Origin of the sequence: Stenotrophomonas sp. JAG2, from assembly GCF_041080745.1 — a bacterium.
Classification (GTDB): Bacteria; Pseudomonadota; Gammaproteobacteria; order Xanthomonadales; family Xanthomonadaceae; genus Stenotrophomonas; species Stenotrophomonas maltophilia_AA.
The window spans coordinates 153,586-179,887 of record NZ_JBEUMH010000002.1 but is presented as its reverse complement, the minus strand read 5'-3'; the positions used below and the strand labels follow the sequence as shown (position 1 = coordinate 179,887).

At 62.8% G+C, this 26,302-nt stretch carries 16 protein-coding genes; 15 read left to right on the top strand and 1 reads right to left on the bottom strand.

Going from position 1 to position 26,302, the window contains the following annotated elements:
* The first annotated feature begins 10 nt into the window (after window positions 1-10).
* The 15 genes from AB9O74_RS02940 (at window position 11) to AB9O74_RS02870 (ending at window position 25,536) form a co-directional block, all read left to right on the top strand.
* Complete coding sequence (locus AB9O74_RS02940; protein ID WP_369348355.1) at window positions 11-6,511, top strand: Ig-like domain-containing protein; 6,501 nt, start codon at window positions 11-13, stop codon at window positions 6,509-6,511.
* Window positions 6,511-11,424: an RHS repeat-associated core domain-containing protein gene (locus tag AB9O74_RS02935; protein ID WP_369348354.1), complete on the top strand. Its 4,914-nt coding sequence runs from the start codon at window positions 6,511-6,513 to the stop codon at window positions 11,422-11,424. Before AB9O74_RS02940 ends, AB9O74_RS02935 begins: the two co-directional genes overlap by 1 nt.
* Before the next feature lie 10 nt (window positions 11,425-11,434).
* The gene (locus tag AB9O74_RS02930; protein WP_369348353.1) at window positions 11,435-12,349 is read left to right on the top strand and encodes a hypothetical protein; all 915 of its coding nucleotides are present in this window, start codon (window positions 11,435-11,437) and stop codon (window positions 12,347-12,349) included.
* A gap of 124 nt (window positions 12,350-12,473) precedes the next feature.
* Window positions 12,474-16,322 (top strand): hypothetical protein, encoded by a 3,849-nt coding sequence (locus tag AB9O74_RS02925; protein ID WP_369348352.1) that lies wholly within the window; start codon window positions 12,474-12,476, stop codon window positions 16,320-16,322.
* Window positions 16,322-16,753 (top strand): type II secretion system major pseudopilin GspG, encoded by a 432-nt coding sequence (gene gspG, locus AB9O74_RS02920; RefSeq protein WP_369348351.1) that lies wholly within the window; start codon window positions 16,322-16,324, stop codon window positions 16,751-16,753. Before AB9O74_RS02925 ends, gspG begins: the two co-directional genes overlap by 1 nt.
* 110 nt (window positions 16,754-16,863) lie before the next feature.
* On the top strand, window positions 16,864-17,934 hold the full coding sequence (locus AB9O74_RS02915; RefSeq protein ID WP_369348350.1) for a type II secretion system F family protein: 1,071 nt from the start codon (window positions 16,864-16,866) through the stop codon (window positions 17,932-17,934).
* Window positions 17,934-19,628 (top strand): GspE/PulE family protein, encoded by a 1,695-nt coding sequence (locus AB9O74_RS02910; RefSeq protein WP_369348349.1) that lies wholly within the window; start codon window positions 17,934-17,936, stop codon window positions 19,626-19,628. The genes AB9O74_RS02915 and AB9O74_RS02910 overlap by 1 nt, the downstream gene beginning before the upstream one ends.
* Window positions 19,621-20,310 (top strand): hypothetical protein, encoded by a 690-nt coding sequence (locus AB9O74_RS02905; RefSeq protein WP_369348348.1) that lies wholly within the window; start codon window positions 19,621-19,623, stop codon window positions 20,308-20,310. Before AB9O74_RS02910 ends, AB9O74_RS02905 begins: the two co-directional genes overlap by 8 nt.
* Window positions 20,307-20,804: a hypothetical protein gene (locus AB9O74_RS02900; protein ID WP_369348347.1), complete on the top strand. Its 498-nt coding sequence runs from the start codon at window positions 20,307-20,309 to the stop codon at window positions 20,802-20,804. The genes AB9O74_RS02905 and AB9O74_RS02900 overlap by 4 nt, the downstream gene beginning before the upstream one ends.
* A complete protein-coding gene (locus AB9O74_RS02895) occupies window positions 20,795-21,346 on the top strand; it encodes a hypothetical protein (RefSeq protein WP_369348346.1) in 552 nt (183 codons plus the stop codon). Before AB9O74_RS02900 ends, AB9O74_RS02895 begins: the two co-directional genes overlap by 10 nt.
* Window positions 21,343-21,846 (top strand): hypothetical protein, encoded by a 504-nt coding sequence (locus AB9O74_RS02890; protein WP_369348345.1) that lies wholly within the window; start codon window positions 21,343-21,345, stop codon window positions 21,844-21,846. Before AB9O74_RS02895 ends, AB9O74_RS02890 begins: the two co-directional genes overlap by 4 nt.
* A 1-nt stretch (window position 21,847) precedes the next feature.
* Window positions 21,848-24,190, top strand: a complete 2,343-nt coding sequence (locus AB9O74_RS02885; protein ID WP_369348344.1) for a secretin N-terminal domain-containing protein — start codon at window positions 21,848-21,850, stop codon at window positions 24,188-24,190.
* Window positions 24,190-24,669: a type II secretion system protein gene (locus tag AB9O74_RS02880; RefSeq protein ID WP_369348343.1), complete on the top strand. Its 480-nt coding sequence runs from the start codon at window positions 24,190-24,192 to the stop codon at window positions 24,667-24,669. The genes AB9O74_RS02885 and AB9O74_RS02880 overlap by 1 nt, the downstream gene beginning before the upstream one ends.
* Window positions 24,656-25,051, top strand: coding sequence for a type II secretion system protein (locus AB9O74_RS02875; RefSeq protein WP_369348342.1), 396 nt, complete (start codon window positions 24,656-24,658; stop codon window positions 25,049-25,051). The genes AB9O74_RS02880 and AB9O74_RS02875 overlap by 14 nt, the downstream gene beginning before the upstream one ends.
* Window positions 25,048-25,536 carry a type II secretion system protein gene (locus tag AB9O74_RS02870; RefSeq protein ID WP_369348341.1) on the top strand — a complete coding sequence of 163 codons (489 nt, stop codon included), beginning with the start codon at window positions 25,048-25,050 and terminating at the stop codon, window positions 25,534-25,536. Before AB9O74_RS02875 ends, AB9O74_RS02870 begins: the two co-directional genes overlap by 4 nt.
* Here AB9O74_RS02870 and AB9O74_RS02865 read toward each other — a convergent pair.
* A complete protein-coding gene (locus AB9O74_RS02865) occupies window positions 25,509-26,258 on the bottom strand; it encodes a rhodanese-like domain-containing protein (RefSeq protein ID WP_369348340.1) in 750 nt (249 codons plus the stop codon). The two genes, AB9O74_RS02870 and AB9O74_RS02865, sit on opposite strands and share 28 nt — an antisense overlap.
* Window positions 26,259-26,302: the final 44 nt, after the last annotated feature.

The following is a 26,302-nucleotide window of genomic DNA, read 5'->3' as shown; positions in this document are numbered from 1 at the left end:
GGCGATGACGATGCACGGACAGGACGACATGGCAGGAAAGCACATGAGCCTTCGCAGGGAAGCAGCACCGCTGGCGGAAAGGAAAGCCGCCCCGGCGCGTCATCGACATGCGCGCCGGATGTGGGGGTCTCTTGCGGTAGCTGCGGTGCTCTCCACTGCACTGGGCGGCACGGCACAGCCGGCTGACCTGCGCATAGAAGACGGTGTGGTGGTCAAGATGGGGCAGGGCGCAGGACTGGTGGTGCGCGACCGGCTCATCATCGAGCGGGAGGCGACCTTCACCAGCGTGGCCGATGACGGCATCGGCGGACCACTCGGCAAGGCCCCTGCTACCGCAGCGCAGGGCGACTGGGCAGGTGTCCGGATCGAGAAGACGGCACGTAGCTACGGCACGTACACGCTGACCGGCCTGTCCATCCGCAACGCCGGCGCTGACGACGGCGAGGGCCTGCTGGTCCGTAGCAGTGGGTTGATCTTCAACGGCCTGCAGGTGGCCAACAGCGGAATCGGACTGCATCTGGCCGACGGCGGCGGTGCCACGTTGACGGCCTCAAGCCTGGCTGGCAATCGGATCGGGATCCTCGCCGAGGCTGGCAGCACGGCAACCGTATCCGGCTCGCAGCTGGTCGGCAGCGAATCGTTTGCCGTGCAGAACAACGATCCCTCGGCACTACTGCGCGCCATCGGTAACTGGTGGGGCCACGCGACCGGACCGCTGCACCCGCAGACCAATCCACAGGGGCAGGGCGGACGGGTAAGCGACCGGGTCAACCATGGGGACTTTCTGCGTGCCCAGCCCCTGCTCGGTCCTCAAGTGCGGTTGGCGGCACCCAAAACGCTGCTGGAAGAGCGCGTCATCGCGCTGCGCCTCGGCGCCATCAATGCCATCGGCTACCGCTTGATCGAGAATGACGAGCCCGTCGGCAGCGGCTTTACCGCACTGCCTGCGGGGAGTGCTTTGGTCGAACACAGCCTGTCTGCGGGCGACGGATTGAAGCAGCTTTCCGTCGAGTTCCGCAGCGAGACTGGTGCACTGGCAACGGCCACCTTGGCCGGCGGTGTGCGGGTCGACAGTGCCGCACCCGTCCTGCGCCTGGATACGCCAATGCCGGGAGCGCTGCTGTCCAGCGTGATCCAGCTCGAAGCCTCCGCTACCGATGCCTCAGGAATCAGCAAGGTCGAGTTCTTCATCGACGACCGCAGCGTGGGCGCAGTGACGAGTGCCCCGTACCGGGTCTCCTGGGATCCGGCATCTGTGGGCGATGGCCGCCACGCGGTGCGCGTCGTCGCCACCGACGCAGCCGGACGCACGTCCGTGGCTACGGCCGACGTCACCGTTGGATTCGCCTCAGGACCGGATGCGGAGGGCCCGGAACTGGGCGATATCCGTGTCGATGGTGGGCAACTGGAAGCCGGGACGGTCTTCACCGGCAACAGCACCATCACTTTCACCGCCAGCGATCGTAGCGCCGTTGCTTATGTCGAGCTGCTGTTGGACGGGCGCTCCTTGGGCAATGCCGCGCTCGTCAACGGCCGCTATACCGTCCGCCTTGCCCTGGAGGGCGTGACCAACGGTGAGCACGTGCTCGGATTGCGCGGCGTGGATTCGCTGGGCAACACGAAACTCACTGAGTACCCGATTGTCGTCGCGCATGCAGCGCCTGCTGCCCCCCAGTTCACCCAGCCCGCGAACAACACGACCGTTCGCGTTGCAGCACTGCTGCTCCAGGGCAGCGCATTGGCGGGCAGTACCATCAATGCAACGCTCAACGGAGACGCGCTGGCCCCCGTGCAGGTAGATGCCAGTGGGCGCTTTGAGCTCCCGATGACCCTGGTACCCGGGGCCAACCGGGTGCGCGCGACCGCCAGCAATGCCAACGGCAGCAGCGCAGCGTCTGCAGAGTGGGTGATCCAGCTCGACAGCAGCGTCCCGGGCACACCTGGCGCGCCGACCGCCACCGCGGTAACCGGGCGTATCCGCATCAGCTGGACTCCCTCCAGCGATCCCAATGCAGTGGCGCAGGAGCTGCACCGCGCGTCGGCCGATTTCAGCACCGTCACCGACGCCACCCGCATTGCCCGCCTGGCGGCCAATGCGAGCCAGCATGAAGACCAGCCGGAGCAGGACGGCCGCTACTTCTATCGCGTCGTAGCGTTGAACGCTGCGGGCACGCGCAGCCTGCCAAGCGCTGCCGCATCGGCGACGCTGGACCGCACCGCACCGCACGTCGTACGCATCGATTACACCCCGCATGGCGCATACGACACGGCACGCAAGGTGTTCGGCCAGGGCGCGATCGGCCTGCGTGTAACGATGAATGAACCGCTGCAGGGCGCGCCCTACCTGAGCATCGTTCCGGATGGCGGCATGCCGGTACCGGTGGATCTGGTCATGGTGGATGAGCTGACGTGGACCGGCACGCTGCAACTGGTCGCGAGCGCCGGCAGCGGCACTGCCACCGTACTGTTCTCGGCCCGGGACAAGTCTGGCAACCGCGGCGATGTGGTGGATGCAGGTGGGACCATCGAGATCGATACGCTGGCGCCTGCGGTATCCGCCATCATCCTGAAGCCGGGTGCGCCCATCGACGTCGCGGCTTCGCGGACCGTCGAAGCGGAGTTCAGTTTCAGCGAACCTGTGGCCTCTGGCCAACAGCCGGTCGCGCAGTATCGGCTGTCTGGCAGCGGTCGGGCGCCAGTCAGCATGGCCTTGTCTCGCATCACCGATCTGCGCTGGTCGGCCAGCGTGGAATTGCCCGCGGACGCCGGCACAGCGGGCGCGGAAGTCCTGTCCTTCGACGTGATCGCCGAAGATGCGCTGGGCAACCGTGGGGGCCGCATCGAAGCAGGTAACCGCTTCCAGGTGTACCAAGGCGATCTTCCTGCGCTGGATGTACCGCTCGGCCTGCGGGCGGTGGCAGCGGCTGGCGGCAAGGTCAGCCTGGAATGGCAGGCCGTGGACGGCGCGTCGCAGTACCAGATCCTGCGCCAGGCACCGGGTGAAAGTACGCGGACTGCTCTGGCACGCACCGACACCCCGAGTTTCGTGGACAGCACCCCGACGGACGGCCGATACCGTTACAGCGTTGCCACCCTGCGCAGGCACAACGGCGTGGAGTCGATGAGTGGCGAATCTGCCGTAGCCGAAGTTGACAGCGCACGCAACGCGCCCGGCGCACCTCAGAACCTGCGGCTGAGCCTGACCAGCCAGGGTGTGCTGGCCGCATGGCAGCCGCCTGTAGGCCCTGCACCGTCGAGCTATCGCCTTTACCGCTCCTCTGCGGCGACGATCACCAGTGTGGCCGGTTTGACCCCGCTCCGCGAGGGCATCCGACAGGCACAGGTGGTGGATGCCGCGCCATCGCCCTCCGAGCACGCCTATGTGGTCACCGCGGTGGATGCCGCGGGCAATGAGTCAGCGATCTCCAATTCTGCCTACCTGAACTTCAAGCTGCTTCCCGTGCGTACGCTGAAGGTGGAGCAGCATGCCGCTGAGCTGCCACTGCTGAGCTGGACGGCGGCCAGCAGTGCGGTTACCGGGTATGAGGTCTATGTCGGCGAGGGCGATGCACGCGTGCGCTTGACCACCAGCCCGGTCAAGGTCCTGCAGTGGACGGATACCGGGTTCACCGGCGGCAACCGCGTCTACACGGTGGAAGCGGTTGACGAGAATGGTGAGCGCCAGCCGCGCAGCCTGCGGCTGCCCAGCGTCAGCACCCAGATCGTCAGTGGTCTGCCGCTCAAGCGGAACGTGATGAACCGCGTGTCGGTCCAGGTCTCCAACCTCAGCGGCGCGCCGCTTGCGTCCGGCCAGGTGGTGCTGAGCATCGGCAGTCGGCGTTTCAATTCCGAGCGATTCACCCTGCCAAGCAATGGCACGCAGGTGGTGCCGGTCGTGGTGGGCGGCCATGCAGACATTCCCGGCACCGCTGAATTGGTCGTGGCCGTGGAGAACATCCCCGCCGAAGGCGAGCACACCCGCGTGTCCACCATGCGGCAAGTGAACGCAGTGGACAGTGCATTGGTTGTCGGCCTGGAGTCGGAGAATTTCGTTCGCGGTGCCAGTGGCAAGGTGCGGCTGACGGTGGAAAACACCTCCGATGTGCAGGTTGAACTACTCACCGCGCGCAGCAATGGGCAACAGCCGTCCACCGAGCTGCGCCTGAAACTGGTGGACAAGGACGGCAACCTGCTGGCCGGCGTCCCTTACCAGCAGGCCACGGGCGCCGGGGTGATCACACTGGCGAATGGCGAGACCGTGGCGCGTATCGCACCGGGGCAGCGTTATGTGTCCGACAGCTTCCTTATGCCGGTACCGGCCGTTGCGCCTGACCAGTTGAAACTGCGGCTGGAGGTGGATGCGCTGCGCTACAACAGCGGTGAGGCGGATGCGCTGAGAATCGCCGGCACGGGCAGCGAGAGGGCCATCACCCTGAGCAACACGCCTTATACAGGCAGTATCAGCAGCGTCAGTCCGGTGCTGTCGTTTGGCCAGGATGCTCTGGTCGTGCTCGGCAAGGCTCTGGACCGCGACAGCGGCGCTCCGGTCGGCAATGCACCGCTGCGCATCGCCATCAACCAGGAAGGCTTCGAGCGCCTGGCCGATGTCACCAGCGACATGTCCGGCGCCTTCCGCTATGAGTTCACACCGACGATCACCGATTCGGGTTTGTACAACATCGCGGCGATCCACCCGGACATGACCGACCGCCCCCAGCAGGCACAGTTCACCATCAACCGTGTGAATGTCAGCCCGTCCAGCTTCAAGCTGAGCGTGCCGCGCAACTACGCTTACCGGATCGACTTCCGCGCAACGACCGGTGTCGGCGCCCGTGCCGACAACCTGCGCATCGTGTACGCCGCGCAGTACCAGTCCGACGCAGCGCTGGCACCGGGCATCAAGGTCGAGCCGGGGGCTGCGCTCCAGATCGGACCGAGGCAGAACCTCACTCTGAGCGCGAGCGTGTCCGGTGACAGCAACGCCGCACCCAGTGGCCGGCTGTTCCTCGCTGTCCTGGCGGATGGCGCGACCAGGCCGCTTGCGATCATTCCGGTGGACTACACGTTGAGCGAAGCCACGCCGGCGCTGTTCTCACAGCCCAACTATGTGGAGGCCGGGCTGTCGCAGGGCAGCAATGCCATTGAGACGGTGGCGCTGGAGAACCGCGGGTTCGTGGCAATGAATGAGTTGACTGCCGCGCTGGTGACTCCGGATGGTGCACCGGCCCCGGGCTGGATTTCGCTTGCCTCGAGCCCGGTCATCGGCACGCTGGGCATCGGCGAGAAGCGGAACCTGGACATCAACATTGCGCCCACCGCAGCAGTGGGAGAGGGCATCCATGAATTCCGCCTGCGGGTGCAGGGCAGCAACCTCCCCGCAGAGGACATAAACGTCTTCGTATCTGTCACCCAGTCCGGCCAGGGCAGCGTGCTGTTCAAGGCCGCCGATATCTACACCGCAACCCGCGACAAGGCCGGAAATCTGATCCCGGGCCTGGCTGGCGCACGCATCACCCTGCAGAACGAAGCTGTGATCAGTCAGAACTTCGAGGCCACCACCGATGCGTTCGGCGAGGCGTTCCTGGCGGATCTTCCGGCGGGCAGCTACCGCTACCGGGCGAGCGCGCCGAACCACCAGGAGTCTGGTGGGCGGGTCGTAATCAAACCAGGCCTGACGGTGAACCACTCCGTGTTCCTGGAGTACACCCTGATCACGGTGGAATGGGACGTGCGTGAAATCACCATCGAGGACCGCTACGAGATCACCCTCAACGCGACCTTCGAGACCGACGTTCCCGCGCCGGTGGTGATGATCCAGCCGACCAGCATCAACTTGCCGAAGATGGCCGCTGGCGCGGTGTTCCAAGGAGAGCTGGTCCTGACCAACTACGGCTTGGTACGTGCTGACAATGTCAACGCGACGCTGCCGAGCGATGACGACTACTTCAAGTACGAATTCCTTGCGTCCCCGCCTGCCAGCCTCGAAGCCAAGCAGCGCGTGCGCCTGCCCTATCGGATCATCGCGCTGCGCTCGCTGGATGGTGACGATGTGGCAGGTGACCCGGCACAGCGTGGCGCGCGTTCCGGATCCGGCTCGGAGGGGACGGGGACCGGTGACGGGATGGGGGAGGGAATCCTCGGCCGGCTTGCAGCGACCGGCGGGATGAGTTCGCCGGTAGCAAGTGCCGCAGCGACTGCCTTGTCGGGGGGGGGCGGCTGCCGTGTGTACACCAACACATATCGCGTCGGCTGTAGCTACGAGTGCGCCAACGGAGTGATCAGCGAAAACTGTGGCTCCGGTGCGCAGTGGTTCCGCTCGGTCACGGTTTCCTGCCCGGTCGGTACGTCTCCGGTCGGTGGGAGCGGTGGTTGGGGCGGTGGAGGAGGCGGCGGCAGCGGTGGTCCCGGCTACTCGGGAATGCCGGGCATGCCGATGTGTGCAAATGGAACAGGTGACTGCGGTCAGGGCGGCGACAAAGCCTCCGGCGGCGGCAAGGAAGGCGGCAAGTGATGGAGAACAGGACGACGATGCTTAAGGACCGAATTGCCGCAAGCTGGCGAAACATGTGGGCTGTCTGCTTGGTATTGCTTCTGGCGATGCTCTTGTCGGCACCCGCGGGGGCGCAGGTCAGCCACTCCCTCAACAGCACCGGATCCATGGGCCTGGCCGGCACAAATGGCAAGTTCAGCGTAACTGTGGACGACATGGAGGTGAAAGTTCCTGGTGGCTATGTGCGGATCAACCGTGACTACGATGGCAATGACTGGGGCTTCAATCGCCAATGGGCTGGGCTGGGCCATCCAGATCGCTATCAGTCCACCTACGTCAATCTGAAGACGCAGACCAACTGCACCACCATTGACGGCGTTCGCAGCTGTGACACCACGGCCGGCGCATCGACCACGCCAAGCAATCCCCTCGGGAACGATTGGATGCGTCGAGCCACCATTCCAGGAGACCTGTACTTTGGGCGTACCGGAATCGACCAGAAGCCGATTGACCTGGCGTTGGTCCATCGTGCCGCTCGCAAGGGCGTGATGTTCGAGCGCACCACCGGCACCAACCAATTCACCAGTCCCAAGTACCCGCGCTTCTCACTGGCGCAGCAGACGGTCCAGATGCTGCCGCCCAGCACGGGTCCGGATGCGCACCCGGCGGCGGGGCGTCCGGGCAAGGGCGGCGTCACTACGCGCGAGGTAGATGGTTACCACTGGAAGGACCGCACCGGGGAATGGATCGAGTATGACCAGTTCGGCCGCATCACCAGCTATGGCGATCGCAATGACGTGCGCGTGTGGTTCCAGTATGGAAGCCAGGGCCAGGTAGAGCGCGTGCTGGATGATAACGGCCGCACCGTCTATACCCTGTTGTACAAAGACAACGGGCGTTTCGTCACCGAAGCCCGCGACCACACACAGATCGACGGCAAGATCCGACGCGTACAGTACTTCTACGACGGCGATGGCTTCATGAACCGGGTCATTGACGCGCGTGGCGGCACGACGCGCTACGACTACGCCAATACCGTACCGGAGCCGGACTCCCCGTTCATCGAGTACCCGGGCTACATCTTCAAGGGCATCAGTAAGGTGACAGATGCGTCTGGCCGTGCACTGAGCGTCGAGTATGGCGCGACGCGACGTGTGTCCAAGATGACCGCTGCAGACGGTGGAGCCACCGAATTCGACTATGGGTATGACAAGTCGAAGAAGGAGTTCAGCCTTACGGTGAGGTGGCCTCAGACCGAGGCCGGCCGGAAATTGGAGACACGCCGGTACGACGCTGAAGGGCGGCTGGTGTACCACGAGGTGAACGGGAAGGTCCTGTTGACCTCAAGTGGGAGCATCCGGAACCTCACCTACACCGATGAACGCGGCAATAGCACATCGGTACAGCGAGATGCATTCGATGAAGTCACGAGAATCACGTATGCAGACGGCAGCTCGATCAACTACAGCTACGAGTCAGCCTCGATAGATTTGAAGGAGTTCAATGACGAGTCCGGTGCAAGCTGGCGTTTCATTCGAGATGCGAAGGGAAACATCGTCGAGCGGATAGCTGCCGCGGGGACGCCGGAGCAACAGGTGACCGAGTACCGGCGCAACGATCGCGGACTCGTCTACTCGATGCTGCGCAAGGCACACAAAGACGATGAGAATGCCGTCGAAGTGCAACTCGTGCACGACGCCAATCACAACGTCATCGAATCAGTGGATGGCGAAGGTAATCGCTGGCACTACACGTATGATGCCCAAGGGAGAATTCTGAAAGCCACGGATCCGCTTGGTCGCGACTGGACCTACAGCTATGATGCGCACGGCAACATGCTGACCGAAACGGACCCCAATCAGAACACCATTCGGTCTGAGTACGACGCGTCGGATGCCCTCATTTCCACTACGGACGGTCGCGGCAAGAAAATCCGCTACGAGCTCGACGCGATGGGACGCGACAGCGTACTCATTGATCCCTATGGCGCAGCATTCACCGACCTGTTTGACGCCTCCGGCAGGTTGAGCAGTCGTACAGATGCGGCTGGAAATCGCTCGAGACTTGCTTACGACAACTCACACCGATTGGTGAAAGTGACCGATGGAGAGAGCTTCGATACGCTCTTCGACTACTCAGATATCGACGGCGTTGATAGAGGTGCCTCGCGCGCATCCAGAATTACCTATCCGACCTTCCAGCGCCAGTTCCGCTACGATAATCGGAACCGAACTGTCCAACAGACCGAGCTCCTTAGTCAGGATACGCTTGTCCTGGGGGCCAAGCATGACGCACGTGGCAAGCTGCGTGCTCTTACCAATCCTGCGGGAAAAACACAGACCTTCGAGTACGACTCGCTGGGTCGGACTACCGCAGTTGTCGATGAGCTGGGGGTTGCCACAAGGCTCGGCTATGACAATTTGAACAACCTGGTCAGCGTGATAGACGGCCGCGGTAACGAAACAAAGATGACCTATGACCGCCGTGGACTCATGACTAGTGAGACAAATCCACTCGGGCACACGACGCGCTACTTCTACGACGCCGCAGGAAACCCCAAAGAGCTCCTTCACCATCATGGTGTCAAGGTCGTTCATGCGTATGACGATGCGGGACGTCTCATCCGGAGCGAAGCACGCGGCGCCGATGGCGCCACGCAGACAACCCACACCTTCACATGGGATGCCGCCAACAATCTCATCGGTTGGACCAGTGACGGCGCAAGCGCGAGCCTGACTTATGATGACGCTGATCGATTGACAGCTGAGCGACTTTCCATTGATGGAACGCCGCTCGCGCGGGAGTACACGTACTACGCCAATAATAAAGTAAGGACTTACAAGGGTCCGGATGGGGTTACCCTCACTTACAGCTATGACCGCAATGGGGAGCTTAGTCGGGTAGAAATACCTGACGAAGGAAGCATCAGTGTCACCGGCTGGCAATGGACAGCGCCAACCAAAGTCGTTTTGCCCGGTGGCAGTACGCAAGATTTTGAGCGCGATGGTCACCAGCAGTTGACCGCACTCAAGGTTCGCGGGCCTGGTCAAAACGTGTTGTTCGAGCTCGAGAACAGATTCGGGAAACTGCGCGAACTCAGCGCCAGGGTGGCTGAAGGGAAGACCACCAGGTTCGCGTACGACGACGCGATGCGACTGATCAAGTCAACAGCCGATTATGCGGCTGGCGATAGTCAAACCTATGTCTTGGATTCCGGCGGGAACCGCATCGAGCAAAGTGCGATCAGTGGTGTTTCCAAGTTCGACTCGGCCAATCGACTCCTTGAGCGGGGCACTGTAAGTTACGTCTATGACGCAGCCGGCAATGTTCGGCAGAGGAAGGATAGCGCTCTCGCAGAACCAGCCCGAACAACTTCCTATGAGTATGATGGCTTCAACAGACTCATTCGGGTGCGCGACGGCGCTGAATCGGTTGTGGCCCAGTACACTTACGATCCGTTCGGATACCGGCTTTCCAAGCAGGTTCTGATCGGCCGTAACGGCGCGCAGGTTGGCAAGACACTTTACCTCCATGGTGAGGAAGGGCTGCTGGCAGAAGCCGACGCCAGCGGCCGTGTGATGCGGGCCTATGGCTGGCATCCGGAGCATGACTACTCGACGTACCCGCTCTTCCAGCATGCGGACGGTAGCTACTTCTACTACCACAATGATCATTTGGGTACCCCGTGGAGGGTCACCAACAAGGCGGGCGCGATCGTCTGGTCCGCCGAGGACTATTCCGACTTCGGCACAGCAAAAGTCGCTAGCGATGCTTCAATAGTCCAGCCATGGCGCCTCCCGGGCCAGTACCTGGACGTTGAGACTGGACTCCACTACAACCTGCAGCGCTACTACGAGAGCCAGACCGGCAGGTACATCAGCGAAGACCCACTCGGATTCACGTCCAACAATAATTTCTATGCATATGCTCGTCACTCTCCGACCAACATGGTTGACCCAACTGGCGAGATCATTCCGCTGCTGGGTTGCCTCGCATGGAACTATCTGAGATGCGTTGCGGCATGCTCGGTCATTGATCTTGCCGGGCAAGCATTGCTCGATCCTTGCAATATAGATGTAGGCGATACGATCAAGGACTGCATGGTCGATTGCCTGTGGGACATGCTTCCCATTCCCAATCCATGTGGTCGCCTGGGCAAGTGGCTGGGCACCGCGATGGGTGTTGCGGAAGGTGTTTCCGCGGTAAACAGCTTTACTGCAGACACCGTCGTGGCCACGCCCCGGGGCAACCGGAGAATCGAGGACCTTCGACCCGGTGACGAGGTAATTGCCTTTGCGGAATGGGAGGGAAAGGCTCGCGTCGAAATCGTGACTGACGTGATCCTCTCGCATCGAGAGCAGAACATCGTGCGCCTCACGCTTGAGAGCGGCAACACAGTTGAAGCAACCGGCGGGCATCCTGTCCATACCCGAGAGGGATGGCGCGCTGCGCAGCTTCTTCAGGCCGGGTCGCGGCTGGATGTGCGTGATCACGACGGCACGATGAGAAGCGTAGCCATCGTTTCGGTGGATATCCGCAGCCAGGTTGTTCCAGTCTACAATCTGGAGGTCAGCCACTCGCATACCTTCTTTGTAGGCGAAGATGGCCTGCTGGTGCACAACGGGGTGATGTCTGAGCCGGGTACCTATGAGTTTCCGGATAATGATCATCCCGGGCGTTACTACTCAGGCAAGGCGGGGAAGCTCGGCGATCGGACCGGCAAATGGAAGCGAAAGGGTCGCTGCGATATTGCGGGGCTCAATCCGATGCCAGGCAGCAGCGACCTTGATCGACGCATTCAGGAGCAGAAGCAAATCAATGCGCGGGGCGGAATTTGGAAGCCCTCCCTGAATGACGGGAGCACGTCATCATCCAATCTCGCCAATCCAATCGCCGAAAGGGACTGGACGCTGCACGGCATTCCCAAACCCTAAGGCCTTGAGCATGACAAGACATATCGAGCAGCCAGCATCCATTCAAAAAATATCCGTTAAGGGAGCGCTGAGCCGTGACGTTGTTGCCGGGCTGGACGGGCATTCGCGGTTGCACTTGGAGCTGTTGGAGCGATCGGGCTGGGATGGCACGGGGCTTGAGCTTTTGCCACTGATCGGCGATGTCGTCGCACACCTGACTGTTGAGCACTCGCGTACCATTGACGCTTCTGTCGTCCAAGAGTTAGAGGGACTAGAGACTCTTGCGCTCGAAGGCGGCCTGAAGGGCACGATTGACCTCTCCAATTTGGCGCTGCAGGGATTATCTTTGCGTACCAGACCGGGGCGATTCAACATCACCGGACGTTCTTCTTTGCTGCGTCGTATCGGGGGATTCGTTGATTCGGCCACTATGCAGGCGTGCGCTGCAGGTGGATCCATTGAAGCAATCACGCTGGTCAAGTCCGCCATTGACGAGCTCCCCCCCGCCGAGCAGCTGCTTGAACTGAAGGTATTGCAACTCATCGATCTCAAGCAGATAAGGACGATCTCGTCCGCACTACAGTCGACCTCTCTTCAGTATGTCAGGGCGACCTCTTGCCGATCGCTAGACGTCAGCACGAACGCTGTAAGCGGCCAATTGAAGTACATCGCGCTCAACAACATCGGAACAATCACTTCGCTTGATCTGTTTAAGGCATCCAAGGATCTTCAGGTGGTTTCTTTGCTCGGAGATACCGTTGTAGCGGATGGAAGGATCGACGAGTTCGTGCGTAGCAAGCACCTCCGTCACCTGCGGATAACGATCAAGAAATGCTACGACATAGCTTTGGCAGACGTTCCAGTCGACACAACGACCGAACTACGGCTCGTGCGTGAGCTGGAAGCGCTTAGCGGGATACACGGTGGCGGGGTTGAAGAGAAGTAGAACGTTTCTAAGTGGGCTTGTGGCCCGATGAATGTGAGGGTCGTGCTTCGCGAGATCCAAGGGGCGGCTGGTTGCACAGACCTCGCGAGCAGCAAACTTGCCAAGGACGATGTGGGGAAATGGAATGAAGAACTGGAACATCAAGTCAATCGCATGGATCGCTGTGTCAGCAGTTCTACTGTCCAGCCTCACCACGTTGTCCCACGCACAGGAATCCGTCTGCGCGCGGGTGAAGATCGAGATCAAGCAGGAGCTGACCCTCGAGCGCCAGGCGTTCGATGCGGAGATGCGCATCACCAACTCACTGCCCACGGTTCCACTGACCCAGGTGGAGGTGGACGTGCGGGTGACCGACGAGACCGGCGCTCCCGTCACCGTCACCACCGATCCCAATGACCTCACTGCCAGGTTCTTCATCCGTCAGACACACAACGACACGGCGGCGGATGGCCAGGTCAAGGGCAACTCGACCGCCGTGCTGAACTGGCTGCTGATTCCCGCGCCGGGCTCGGCAGGCAATACACCGGCGGGCAAGCGGTATCTGGTCGGTGCCACGCTGCGTTACCGCTACGGCAACGAGACCCAGGAGATGGTGCTCAGCCCCGATTCCATCCTGGTCAAGCCAATGCCTGCGCTGACCTTGGACTACTTCTTGACCCGTGACGTGGTCGGCGACGACCCGTTTACCCAGGAAGTCGAAGCCCCTGAGCCTTATACGCTGGGCGTGCGCGTGCGCAACTCTGGCATGGCCGATGCCAAGAAGCTGAAGGTTGATTCCGCACAGCCGAAGATCATCGACAACCAACAGGGGCTGGCCATCAATTTCGTGTTGCTCGGAAGCTACGTCCAGGATGCTCCGGTCAACAACTCGCTGCTGATTGATTTCGGCGACATCGCCGCAAAAAGCGCCAAGATGGGCCGATGGGTCATGGAGAGCAATCTCGCCGGTACATTCGTCGAATTCGACGCGCGCTTTACCCATTCCGACGAGTTGGGCGGGGCACTGACCTCACTGCTTGAAGCTACCAATGCGCACCTGTTGGTCCGCGACGTCCGCGTTGACCTGCCGGGCCGCGACATGGTGCGTGACTTCCTGGCGCAGGATGGCACCCGGTACACCGTATATGAGTCCGACAACGTCGATGCCGACGTGACTGATCGCTCGCGCGAGGCGACACTGGTTGCCGCCAGCGGTGGCTATAAACTCAGCATGGCCGCGAGCCAGGGCTTCCTGTATGTCCGCCTGCCGGATCCGTACCGTGGGCAGATGGCGCTGGGACCTGTCCAGCGTGGTGATGCCAAGGCCATCGCGGCTGAGAACGTCTGGCTTTCGCGAACCCGCAATGCCGATACCAAGCAGTGGGAGTACTGGTTCAATCTGTTCGACGTGAACTCGCCGGGCAACTACCAGGTCGGCTTCAAGCCGCATGATGCCGTTCCACGTGCGCCAGTGCTCCAGTTCGTTCCGGACCGGGTGGTCAAGGAAGGTGAAACGCTGTCATTCCTGGTGGAGGGATCCAGCCCGATGGGGCGCAAGGTGACGCTGGCCGCTTCGCCGCTGCCGGTTGGCGCCTTGTTCAAGGATCAGGGCGACGGTACGGCGGTGTTTGACTGGACGCCCGATACGGGGCAGTCCGGCACCTATGCCATCCAGTACGTGGTCAGCGACGGCGCGATGCAAGGCGCGCGCTCGGCCGCCATCCGGGTGGAAAGCAAGGCGCCGCCAGCCGGCCCGGCCATTCCCACGATTGACTCGCCGTTGCCGGGGGCCCAGGTGGCGTCGTTGCGTCCATCGCTGCAGGTGAAGGGCTCGGAGGCAACCAATGACCCGACCACTGCCATGGTGTTTGAGCTGTATGCCGACGCGGCAATGACCGTGCGCCTGTCAGAGGGCCGCGTGGCCCGGCCGGTGGATCGTACAGTGCCCGTCCAGTGGCAGCTGGAAGTTGACCTTGACGACAACACGAACTACTGGTGGCGTGTACGTGCGGCCTCGGCCGATCTGTTCAGCGAGTGGGCTAACGGCGCGTTCTTCGTGAATCTGTTCAATGACGCCCCGGAGGCATTCAACCTGACCACGCCGGAGGCAAATGCCGATGTGGCCACGCTGACGCCGACACTGGCCGCGACCAACGCAGCCGATGTGGACGGTGACGCGATCACCTACATGTTCGAGGTGTTCAGTGACGCCACGTTGTCCAACGTGCATGAGCGCATTGCCGACCTTGCGCCGGGCGGGCAGGGCACGACATCCTGGACGGTGACCGTGCCGTTGACGAACCATGCGCGTTACTGGTGGCGGGCAACCGCGGTGGACAGCCATGGCGCACGGACACAGACCCCGGCACGCGCATTCCGGGTGATGACCGGCAACGCCACGCCGACTGATCCAGTCATTGCCAGCCCGCTGCCGGGCGCCCGGGTCTCTACGGAAGGCGCGGCCCTGCTGAAGGTGCGCAACAGCATCGACGCTGACGGTGACCCGATCAGCTACGTCTTCGAGATCGATGTGGTCAATACCTTCGATTCCTCCTCGCGACAGACATCGCCGGCCATCGCGGCGGACAGCAGCGGGAGCACCGGTTGGCAGGTGACGGGCCTGGTCGAAAACCAGCATTACTATTGGCGCGTCAAGGCCAGTGACGGGCACAGCCAGACCGGGTGGGTGTTGGGTGACTTCGTACTGGATGCCCGCAACGAGGCTCCGCCGGCGCCGACCATTGCCAACCCTGGCGACCGTGCCTGGGTGACGACGCTGTACCCGACATTCACCGCCAATCCGGTGGAAGATCCGGAAGGCGATCCGGTGCTGTATGCGTTCGAGGTCTACACCGACGCCGCGCTCGGTGCACGGGTTGCCTCTGGCACGAGCGGGATGACCAGTTGGAAACCGACATCGCCGCTGCGCGACGCAACGACGCATTACTGGCGTGTGCGCGCACAGGATGGTCGCGGGGCAGCCAGCGAGTGGTCCCCGGTCGCAACCGTGTTCGTCAGCACCAGCAGCTACACGGCACCGACAATCGCCGTGACCAGCCCGGGCACATTGACCGATGCAAGTGGTGGCAGCGTGACCATCACCTGGACCGGTACCGACCCGAACATCGACCCGCGCATCGCCCTGTACTACGACCGCACAGGCAGCGGCTTTGCCGGTACGCGCATCGTGGAAGGCTTGCGCCAGGATGCGGGCACCCATACCGGCAGCCATGTGTGGACCACGGCCGGGCTGGCTGCGGGCACCTACTACATCTATGGCGTGATCTATGACGAACGGGGCAGCAGCCGTGCGTACGCACCTGGTGTGGTGGTCGTCCCCCATAGTCCACAGGCCGGTGTCATCAAGGTCTCGGCCCCGGGCACCATCCGCATCAACGAGACGTTGGGTGTGGCGATGTTCACGGTCACCCTCGGCAGTGCACCGAACGCCGACGTACAGGTGCCACTCGCATCCAGCGATATCACCGAAGCTACGGTCAGTCCAAAGCAGATGACCTTCAACCGCAGCAACTGGTGGGTGCCGCAGATCGCTTCCATCCGCGCCGAGGTCGACAACGTGCGCGATGGCGACCAGCCGTTCGTGGTCAGCATCGGCAACGCGATCAGCAGCGATCCCCAGTACATGGGTGTTGCCGCCCATCCGCTCAACGGCATCACCGTCGACAACGGCATCCATACGTCCATCGATGGACTGAGCGTCAGCTACAAACGGGTCTCGAAGAGCTATTCCAGCCTGCTGCGTCGCTGGACGTACCGCTACAGGCTCGTGATCAACAACAGCGGTCCCCGGGTCAACTCGGTTACTGCAACGATCGATTCAGCACCTGGGTACACCGTGGTCCTGGGCACGCTCATCTATGGCTCCATCGGCCAGGGAGAATCGTCCACCAGCGTCGGCGAGTTCGTGCTGATGTCCCCTACTGATTTCGGCGATGAAGCGCCGAAGCTATCCTTGAAGTTGAAGGCCCTCTGATGAATCTCATTCACTCTCCCCGTCGCCGCACCACTGGCTTCACCCTCATGGAACTTCTTGTGGTGGTGGTCATCATCGGCCTTCTGGTCGCACTCGTGGCTCCGCGCTATTTCCAGCAGATCGGCAAGTCCGAACGCACTGCCGCCGCCAACCAGATCGACGCACTGCGCAAGGCAACGGATGCGTTCCGCATGGATGTGGGCCGCTTCCCGCGGGTGGAGGAGGGCCTGTCCGTCCTGACCCAGAAGCCCGAAGGTGACAGCCGCTGGAATGGTCCCTACCTGCAGAAGGCGGTGCCGCTGGATCCGTGGGGAAATGCCTACCTGTACCGAATTCCCAGCAATGGCCAGGACTACGAAATCGTCTCCCTCGGCAAGGACGGGCGCCCGGGCGGCGAAGACGAGGATGCCGATATCGGCACGGAGGGCTGAGGGTGAAGCACCGTGTTCAGGTCGCGCTGGGAGCGCAGACTGTGTGGTTGGACGTAGAGGCCGAATGCAGCGAAGCGGCTGGGAGGCAGGCCACTCGCAGTGGGGGGCGCGTGCTGCGGATCGTTCCGCAGCGGGCGGCTGTCGCCACGGCGCGGGTGCGCTTCAACCTGGGGGTATTCCTGCAGGAGGCCCTCACATTGCTGCGGGCCGGCCTGAACATCGTCGAAGTATTGCAGACGCTGCACGACAAGGAAGCCGACGGCGGGTTCCGTGGAGTACTTGCGCGCATGTTGACCCATCTTCGGGAAGGCGCCAGTTTCTCCACCGCAATGGCCAAACAGGCGCCGCTGTTTACGCCTATCCTGGTTGCAGGCGTAGCAGCCAGCGAAACCGCTGGCGGTCTTGCAGACACACTGGAGCGCTTCCTGGAGTATGACCGCCGTATCGAGCAGATACGCCGTAAAGTGCTGGCCAGCGCGATCTATCCGATGCTCCTGCTGATCGTTGGCGGAGGGGTGGTGTTGTTCCTGGTCGGCTATGTCGTACCCAAGTTCTCCACCATTCTGGACGGCTCTGGCCGTGCAGTTGGTGCAGGTACCCGCGCTCTGCTCTGGGCAGGCACCACCTTGAACGCGCACCCTCTGATGCTGCTGGTGGCGTTGCTGGCTAGTGCTGCGGGCGCGACCTGGCTGGCAACCCAGCCTGGGGGCAGGCTGCTCCTGTACCGGGCCGCGGCCCGCACCCCGGTACTGTCGGCAGTGATCAGCAACCTGGGCCTGTCACGCTTCTACCGCACGCTGTCGATGCTGCTGCACAGTGGCATTCCGCTAGTGCAGGCCTTGGACATGGTGCGCGGCGTGCTGTCACCCCTGCAATCGGATGAAGTCCGAATTGCGGTGCAGCGCCTGCGTAGTGGACAGAAGCTCAGCGAATCGCTGGCCGACAGCAGCATGGTGCCACCCCTTGCCGGAAGTCTGCTGCGCGTTGGTGAACAAAGTGGCGCCTTGCCCGCGATGACGGACAAGTTGGCGGACTTCCTCGATCTCGAACTCGACCGCCGCGTCGAGGCTTTCTCACGCCTGTTCGAGCCGCTGTTGATGACACTGATCGGCGTGGTGATCGGGGGCGTTGTAGTACTGATGTATGCGCCGATCTTTGAACTGGTCGGGAGCGTGGGTTGATGGACATGACGCTGGAACTGCCGGGTACGCTCACCCTTGAGAGTGTGCGTGAAGCAAGGCTCGCCGCCCTGGGAACCGAATCCTCCTGGCTGCAGCAACTGCAGCAGATGCTCGATGTGGACAATCCCGGCTTTGTGCAGGCACTGGCCGGGTTGAGTGGACTGGAGGCCGCTGAGGGACGTGCGCTCTTCGCCGGTCAGCCCGATTTCGCTCTGCTGGGCTATGTAGAGTGTTTCCGACGCGGCTGCGTTGTGATTCGCCAGGCTGAAAGCGCTCCGCTGCTGCTCGTGCTGGCGGATCCCTTCGCCGAAGAGATGGTGGACTGGGCGCGTGAGCACTTGCCACCCGGATACGGCGTGTTGCTGGCCCACATGGATGACATCCAGGCCCTGCTGGCAAACGCCGAACAGGCCGTCCGTGCCACGGGGGTGCAGCTGGGCGATCAGCTCGCCGAGGCGGAAGGTATGGATGGCGAGGTGGTATCGCTGGAAGCCATCGAAGCCGATTCAAGCCCGGTCATACGTGCCGTCAGTGCGATCCTGTACGACGCACTGAAGCAGCGGGCTTCGGATATCCACCTCAAATCAACGCCGGCTGGCATGAGCGTCAAGTTCCGGCTGGATGGTGTCCTGGTGTCGGTGTCGGACATCAATGGCGTGGACATGGCGCAACGACTGATCTCCCGCATCAAGGTCATGTCTCTGCTGGATATCGCCGAACGGCGCATCCCCCAGGACGGTAGGTTCCGCGTCCGCAGCCATGGGGGGCAGGTGGACTTCCGCGTTTCCATCATGCCAAGCATCCACGGCGAGGACGCCGTGCTGCGCCTGCTTGATCGTAGTGCCCTGACCGGCGGTAGCGACCATGCGCTCAAGTTGGCCGACCTCAATCTTGAGCCCCTCGCGCGGGACACCATGCGCAGACTGGTCAGCCAGCCCTACGGCATGATTCTGGTTACCGGCCCAACCGGCTCTGGCAAGACGACCACACTGTATGCAGCGCTGCAGGAGATCAACCATGGTAGCGAGAACATCATCACTATCGAAGACCCGGTCGAATATCAGCTGCCCGGCGTACTGCAGATTCCAGTCAACGAAAAGAAGGGACTGACCTTCGCCCGCGGCCTGCGTTCGATCCTGCGCCATGACCCGGACAAGATCATGGTGGGCGAGGTGCGCGACGAAGAGACGGCGCAGATTTCGGTACAGGCGGCCCTGACGGGCCACCTCGTTCTCACCACGGTGCATGCCAACAGCATCTTCGATGTGGTTGGTCGTCTGCTGCACATGGACGTGGATGCCTACAGTCTGTCTTCCGCCCTGGTTGGGATCTGGGCGCAGCGCCTGCTGCGTTTGAACTGCCCGCAGTGCAGCGGACCCGCACAGCCGGATCCGGAGCAGCTGGCCATGTCGCGGCTCGATGCTGCCAGTCTGGAGGGACATCCGGTGCGGGCAGGGGTCGGCTGCAGCCATTGCCGCGGAACGGGTTACAAGGGGCGCCAAGTCGTCGCAGAGTACCTTGTAATGAACGACCGCCTGCGCGATCTGGTCGCCACCAAGGCGCCGGTCAGTGCACTGCGCGCCGAGGCCGCCAAACTGGGGGGCGTCACCTTGCGCGAGGCAGCGATGACGCTTTTCCTTCGCGGCGACACCACGCTGGCGGAGGTTAATCGAGTGACTTTCAGTGATGCGTGATCGTATGAAAAGAGCAACCCTCTACTTAACCCGCACACGCTGGCACGGCCTGCCGTTGGGAGCCGACAACGCGATGGTGCAAGGCAATCGCAGTGGTGCAGACGGCCTGGATCTGGAGGGGCTGGATGTCTGGCTTGCCACGTTGTCGCGACGCCAGTCCATCCGGGTGCTGCTGTCGGCAGCCTCGGTGCCCCTGGCCTGCACGCCCTGGACGGTCAGCATTGCCAGTGCCACGGCCCTGCGCCGACAGGCGGCGCAACTGTGGGAGGCGCAGTTGGGTAGTGGGCATGGCCACGAAATCCGCCTGCACTGGCCCCGCCATGGCATGCCACTGGTCAGTGTGGCCTGGCCGCCCGGCGTGCGGATGCGGGTTGCCTCCCAGTTGCAGGGACGCTCCATCAGCGTGATGACCAGCAGCGTGTTTGCCGCGGTTGCTACAGACCCACCGCCCCCCAGTGGGCGCATCCTGTTGCTGGCAGGTGAAGACGATGGCTATTGCGCGCTGCACCTGCAGGATGGCGAGCCGGTCGGGATCGAACGGTTGCCGCTGCAGGGCAGTGGCCTGGATGCGATACCGGTGTGGATGCGGCGAAAGCGCCTCGATTACCCCGACCCGGCGGCAATACGCTGGATCGCGGCCACCGATGCGGCAGCCAGGAGTATGTGTGAGGTGCTGACGTGAGCGCGTCCTTGCACGATCTTGCACTCGTAGCCCCTTCGCGGCTCACCCGCTGGGCCATCCTGGCCATCGTCGGGGTGGCGTGCTCGTCATCCCTGCTGTGGCTGCAGTGGTCGCTGGATGGGCGACTGCAGGAGATGGAGCAGGCGCAGCCGAGCGCCCGACCGCTTCACACAGCGCCGCCACCCACACCTGCCGCGCCGCCGCTGAGCCCCGGCGCCGCTGAAAGCATCCGCACGGAGTTGGCGCTGCTCAACCGTGACTGGTCAACACTGCTTGGCGCATTGGTGCCACGCGCTGGCGTAAGACTCCTGTCTCTGGACGTGAACCCTGCTTCTGGCGCCGTGCGCATAGTGGCCGAGGCTGACGACCGTGAGGCGGTGACTGCGTTTGCGCAGGGGCTGGAAGCCACGGCGCCACTCGCGCAGGTAAGGCTGCTGCGAATCGAACAGCAGGTCGCTGGGCTGACCTTCGAGGTGGATGCGCAATGGCAGTGAATGTGCCTTCGCTGGCCTGGTCGATGCAACGCCTTTTCCTGCGGGGCGGGGCGCTTGCATGGGCAACCTTGTGCGTCGTTTGCTTGCTGTGCGTCCAGTCGGTCATGGTCGCACGGACCGCCTCGTCGCTGGCGGCGCAGGAGCGAGGCAACGATGGACTGGCACTGCCCGTGCAGCGACCTGCAAGGGAGTTGGCCAGTGCGCCGGCGCTGCCCGGCGTTGCCGATAGATTCCGCATCACCGATGCGGCACTTGCGCGACTGTTGCCCAATGGTGCGCCGCCCGCGGCCTTGAAGTTCGACTATCAGTCGCGTCCGGACGCTGGACTTACCCGGCAGACCATTACTTACGCCACCCGGGCCCGCTGGGACGCGCTGGCCCCGCTGTTGGACACGCTGCAGGCGGTTGATCGATCCGTGTACATCGGAAGGTTGCAGCTGCGACGCGACCAGCCCGGCCAGGCCGAGCTGGATGCGGAGATCCACCTTTCGACGGTCTACCTGGATGCGGTGGAAGCGCGGATGGGTGAGGGGTCACCATGATCGCCCGGAAACGCCGCCGGATCTACGCGTTCAGCATTGCCGGCCTGTTGTTGGCTCTCTGGCTCCGCCCAGCCACCGAAAGCACCGCGACCGTCATGCCGACACGCAGCACCGTGCCGACGGCGCTCCCCTCCCGCGAAACCCCCAGGCCGGACCCCGCAGGCGCGAGCGTCTTGGCCGCGCGGGCGGGGCAGATGCCCGGGGACCTGTTCGCTTCACCGCCGCTGATAGCGGCCGCTGCGCCAGTGCTGGACGTGTCGGTACCGCCGATCGCATCGGCCCCCGACCTGCAGATGCTCGGCTGGGTCCTGTCCGGGCAAGTGCACTGGGTATCTGTGATGTGCAACAACACCAGCTATACGCTCCAGCCTGGCGAACAGGTTGACGAGCACTACCGTTACGAAGGCGTCCGCGAAGAAATGGCCGTCTTCACCTCCCTGCGCGATGGCACAAGCCGCGAGTACCCGATCAGTGATGTCACTATTTCAGACCAGGACTGAGATGCCTCCGTCCTCTTCCTCCCAAGTGGTTCCCCGCCTTCGCCTGCGCTGGCTGATACTTCTCTCACTGCTCACTGGTTGCGCGTCGCAGCAGCAGGTCCGCTCCGGCGACAAGGCGTTCGAGGCAGGGCAGTATGTCGAGGCAGTGGCTTACTACCGTCAGGCCTCCGAAGCCGCGCCGGACAATGTCCGCTATCGCCAACAGTTCCTGCGTCGCCGCGATGATGCGTTGGCAGTATTGGGCGGGCAGGCCGACGCCGCACTGGTGAGCGGCGACCTTGCGGGCGCCGAAGGCGCCTACCAGCAGGCACTGCAGATAGATCCCAACAACAGCTTCCTGCGTGAACGGCAGCGTGCGCTGAATATGCGTCGACAGCACGATGCACAGGTGGCCCGTATCGACGAGATGATCGGCGCCGGCAAGCTGCCCGAAGCGCAGCGACTGCTCGATCTGGTATTGGCCGAGGACCCCCGCAACGTACGCGCACTCAACTCCAGGGAGCGCCTCCAGTCGGCAGGCTTCCAGCGCCGGGTGGAAGAAGGTCTGGATGGCCGCTTCCGCAAGCCGGTGACCCTTGAATTCAAGGATGTGCCGGCAAGGCTAATCTTCGAGGTCCTCGCCAAGGCTTCAGGGGTGAATTTCATCTACGACCCGGAAGTCCGCCCGGACCTGAAGGCGTCCGTCAGCCTGCGGGACACGCCGATGGACGAAGCGATCCGGATGATCAGCCTTTCTACCCAGCTTGAAACACGCGTACTCAATTCACGTTCCATTCTGGTCTACCCCAGCACGCCGCAGAAGATCAGCGACTATCGCCCATTGAGCATCCGTAGCTTTTTTCTGTCCAATGGCAACGCCAAGGCAGTGGCCGACAGCATCAAGGCGATCTTGAAGACCGAGAACGTGGTTGTCGATGAAAAGCTCAACATGATCGTCATCCGCGACAGCGCGGAGGCCATTGCGCTGGCAGAGAAACTGGTGGCGCTGCACGACATCGGTGATCCGGAAGTCATGCTGGATGTTGAAATCCTTGAGGTGAAGCGAACAGCCATTGTCGATGCCGGCCTGAACCTGCCCAAGGAAATCGGTGTTTCTATAAGAGGCGCCGACCAGGCGGCCGAATGGATGAACCTCGACCAGTTGCGTGCCATCAACTCCAGCAGTATCCGTGCCAACATCCCTAATGCAGCGCTGCGTATCGGTGAGGATCGTTCCAACGCTCGTATCCTGGCCAATCCCAAAATCCGCGTGCAGAGCCGACAGAAGGCAAAGATCATGATCGGCGACAAGGTGCCGGTGATCACCTCGACCTCGACGTCGACCGGTTTCGTGTCCGAGACCGTAAACTACGTGGACGTCGGCCTGAAGCTGGAAGTGGAGCCGGCCGTCTATGCATCAGACGATGTGTCCATCAAGGTCAGCCTGGAGGTGAGCAACCTGGTCCGCGAAATCGTCTCGCAGGCCGGCACGTTGTCTTACCAGATCGGCACTCGCAATGCGGAGACCACGCTTCGCCTGCGCGACGGTGAAACCCAGGTACTGGCTGGCTTGATCAACAAGGAGGACCGTCAGACAGCCAATGGTCTGCCGTGGATTTCCCGTTTCCCGGTACTCGACCGCCTGTTCGGCAGCCGCAAATCCGACAAGCAGGATACCGAGATCGTCCTGTCCATCACGCCGCGACTTATCCGTGGTATCGGGCGTTCGTCCATCGAACAGTTGCAGTTCGAGAGCGGGACAGCGACCCGGCTTGGCGGCGTGGCCGACCTGCAGTCGACCCCGGCTGCCGACAACACCGCCGACGATGGCAAGGCCGCCGGTGATGCGGCGGCCCCGGTGTCGGTGATCTCGCCCGTGATCACACCGCTGCCGGAAGCCTCTGCCAACCAGCAAGCCTTGCCAGCCACCAACGCTGCCGCCGCTGCCGCCGCTGCCGCCCAGCCCAGCATAGTCATGGGTTGGCAATTGCCCGGCGAGGTTAAAAGTGGCGAGCAGTTCACTGCGGTCCTGAACCTGGCCAGCAGCCAGGCAGTGGAGCAGGTCCCGGTGATGCTCGGCTTCGATCCGCAGGTACTGCAGGTGGTCAGCGTGGAGGAGGGCAACTTCATGAACCAGGGCGGCGGCCAGAGCAGCCTGACCAAGGAGGTCAACCTCAGCGATGGCCGTATCATGGCGACCGTGGTCCGCCAGGGCAGCGCCGTGGCGGGACAGGGCGCGCTGCTGCGGGTGAACTTCAAAGCCATAGCGCCGGCCCAGCGAACTGAAATCAGCGTACTGTCTGCCCAGGTGCAGCCGGGAGGCGATGCCGTGAGGGCCAGCAATGCCAGCGTGAGCGTGCGCTGATGCTTACCAGCCGTATCCGCGGATTCAGTTTTGTGGAATTGATCGCCAGCCTAGCCATCCTCGGCATGCTGTTGGGAATGGCCGTACCGGTCGGGCAGACCATGCTGCAGCGGCATCGTGAAACCGAGTTGCGGCGATCACTCGCAGAGATACGTCTCGCAATAGACCGATACAAGCGAGCGACGGAGACCGGCAAGGTGCCGGTCAAGGCCGGGGACTCTGGCTACCCGCCCGACCTTCAGGTGCTGGTGGACGGAGTGACCGACGCGTCCAGCCCCACTGGGGCCACGCTCTATTTCCTGCGACGGATACCGCGCGACCCGTTCCACCGCGGCACGGATGGAGATCCGGCTGCGGGCTGGGGCCTGCGCAGCTACGCCAGCAGCGCAGATGATCCACAGCCCGGCGAGGACGTATTCGATGTGTACAGCCAGTCGCGCGACAAAGGCCTCAACGAGGTGCCCTATGCGCGCTGGTGATGGGGCTGCGGGAAAGGCACGCGGCTTCAGCCTGATCGAGCTGATCGTGGTAGTGGCGATCATCGCGGTACTGCTGACCATCGCCTTGCCGCGCTATGACCACTCGCTTGACCGCGCACGCGACCTCAGCCTGCAGCAGAGCCTGCAGATCATGCGAGAGAGCATCGACCGGTTCCAGGAGGACAAGGGGCGGCACCCTGCCACGCTGCAGGAGCTGGTCGACCTGCGCTATCTGCGCGCCTTGCCGATCGACCCGGTCACCGGGAGCAACGCCAGTTGGCTGCTGAAGCCTGCCGAGGGCGAGCAGAAGGGCGGCATCAGCGACGTGCACAGTGGTGCCGAAGGCCGCACCCTTGAGGGTCGCGAGTTCTCCACGTTATGAACCAAAAGGCCCATGGGTTCGCCTACCTGTCACTGCTGTTCGTCATTGCACTGCTGGCATTGGCTGGAACCGGCCTTGCGGCGCTGGAACACCTTGATCGCCGGCAACAAGAGGAGCAGGAGCTGCTGCGGCAAGGGCATGCGTTCCGGGCAGCGCTGTTGTCGTTCCGGCAGGCCCACCCAAGCCGGCAGCTGCCGCAGACACTGGATCAGCTACTGGAGGACCAGCGCGGCGGGACACTGCATCGCCACCTTCGCCGCATCCCGGTTGATCCCTTCTCCCGCAGTGCCGATTGGGGACTGATCATGCAGGGAAACCAGATCATCGGCGTCCATTCCCTCTCGGATCGCACGCCCCTCAAACAGTCTGGATTCGATGAAGAAGATGCAGGATTCAGCGATGCGACGAGCTACGCCGGATGGACGTTCATGGTGATGGAGCAGCAGTCCGTCCCGGCTCAAAGCGCGGAACAGTTGGGATTGTAGCCAGGGCCATCCTCGCGCTTGCGCTCCTGCGCCATGCTGGTCTGCAGCAGCTGGCGAAGGCGATTGGCGTCGCCCACCCAGTACACTCCAGATGTGCGGGCTCCTGCAGAGAAGTGGGGCGCTACCTGCGCCTGATCTTGTCCGAGGATCAGCATCTGCCCCTGCGGTGCACTCGATATGCCCTGCGCGGCGACCAACTGGGCGAGTGCCGGCGCAATTGACTGTATCCGCACGCTGCCGGAAAGCATCGCGGCCGCTGCCTCGGTGTCGCCCAGCCGACTCAGGGTCATCGCCTGCGGGGCATTACGGTGACGCGCCAAGGCTGCCACGCCCCCGTCGACAACACGTACATCCTGCAGGCCGTAGCGCTGCAGCCGGGCGCACAGCAGCACGGCGTCCTGCCTCAGGCGCCCGGTGTCATACACGACTACGTTTAGGGGCCGCTGGCTGATTAGCTGGCTGATCTGCTGGTTGCTTGCGCCGGCCGGGTGATAACTCACGAAATCCTGCCGTGTCCGCAGATCGATCAGGGGCATGGCCTGCGTCACGCGCGATGCCTGGATGAGGCACTGCGAAGAGGGCGCAGGAAGGTCCGGGGTGACCATCCCAAGCTGAAGCAGATGTGGGCGTCTGCATTGAACGTCCTGCTGCGGGGTCGATTCACCGCCGGTGACTGCAGCAAGCAGCATGGCTGCGGCAAGGGTGAGGCTGAAGGCTGCCATATCGTCTCTTCCATGGGACTGTGACGCAATGGTAAACGACCCGC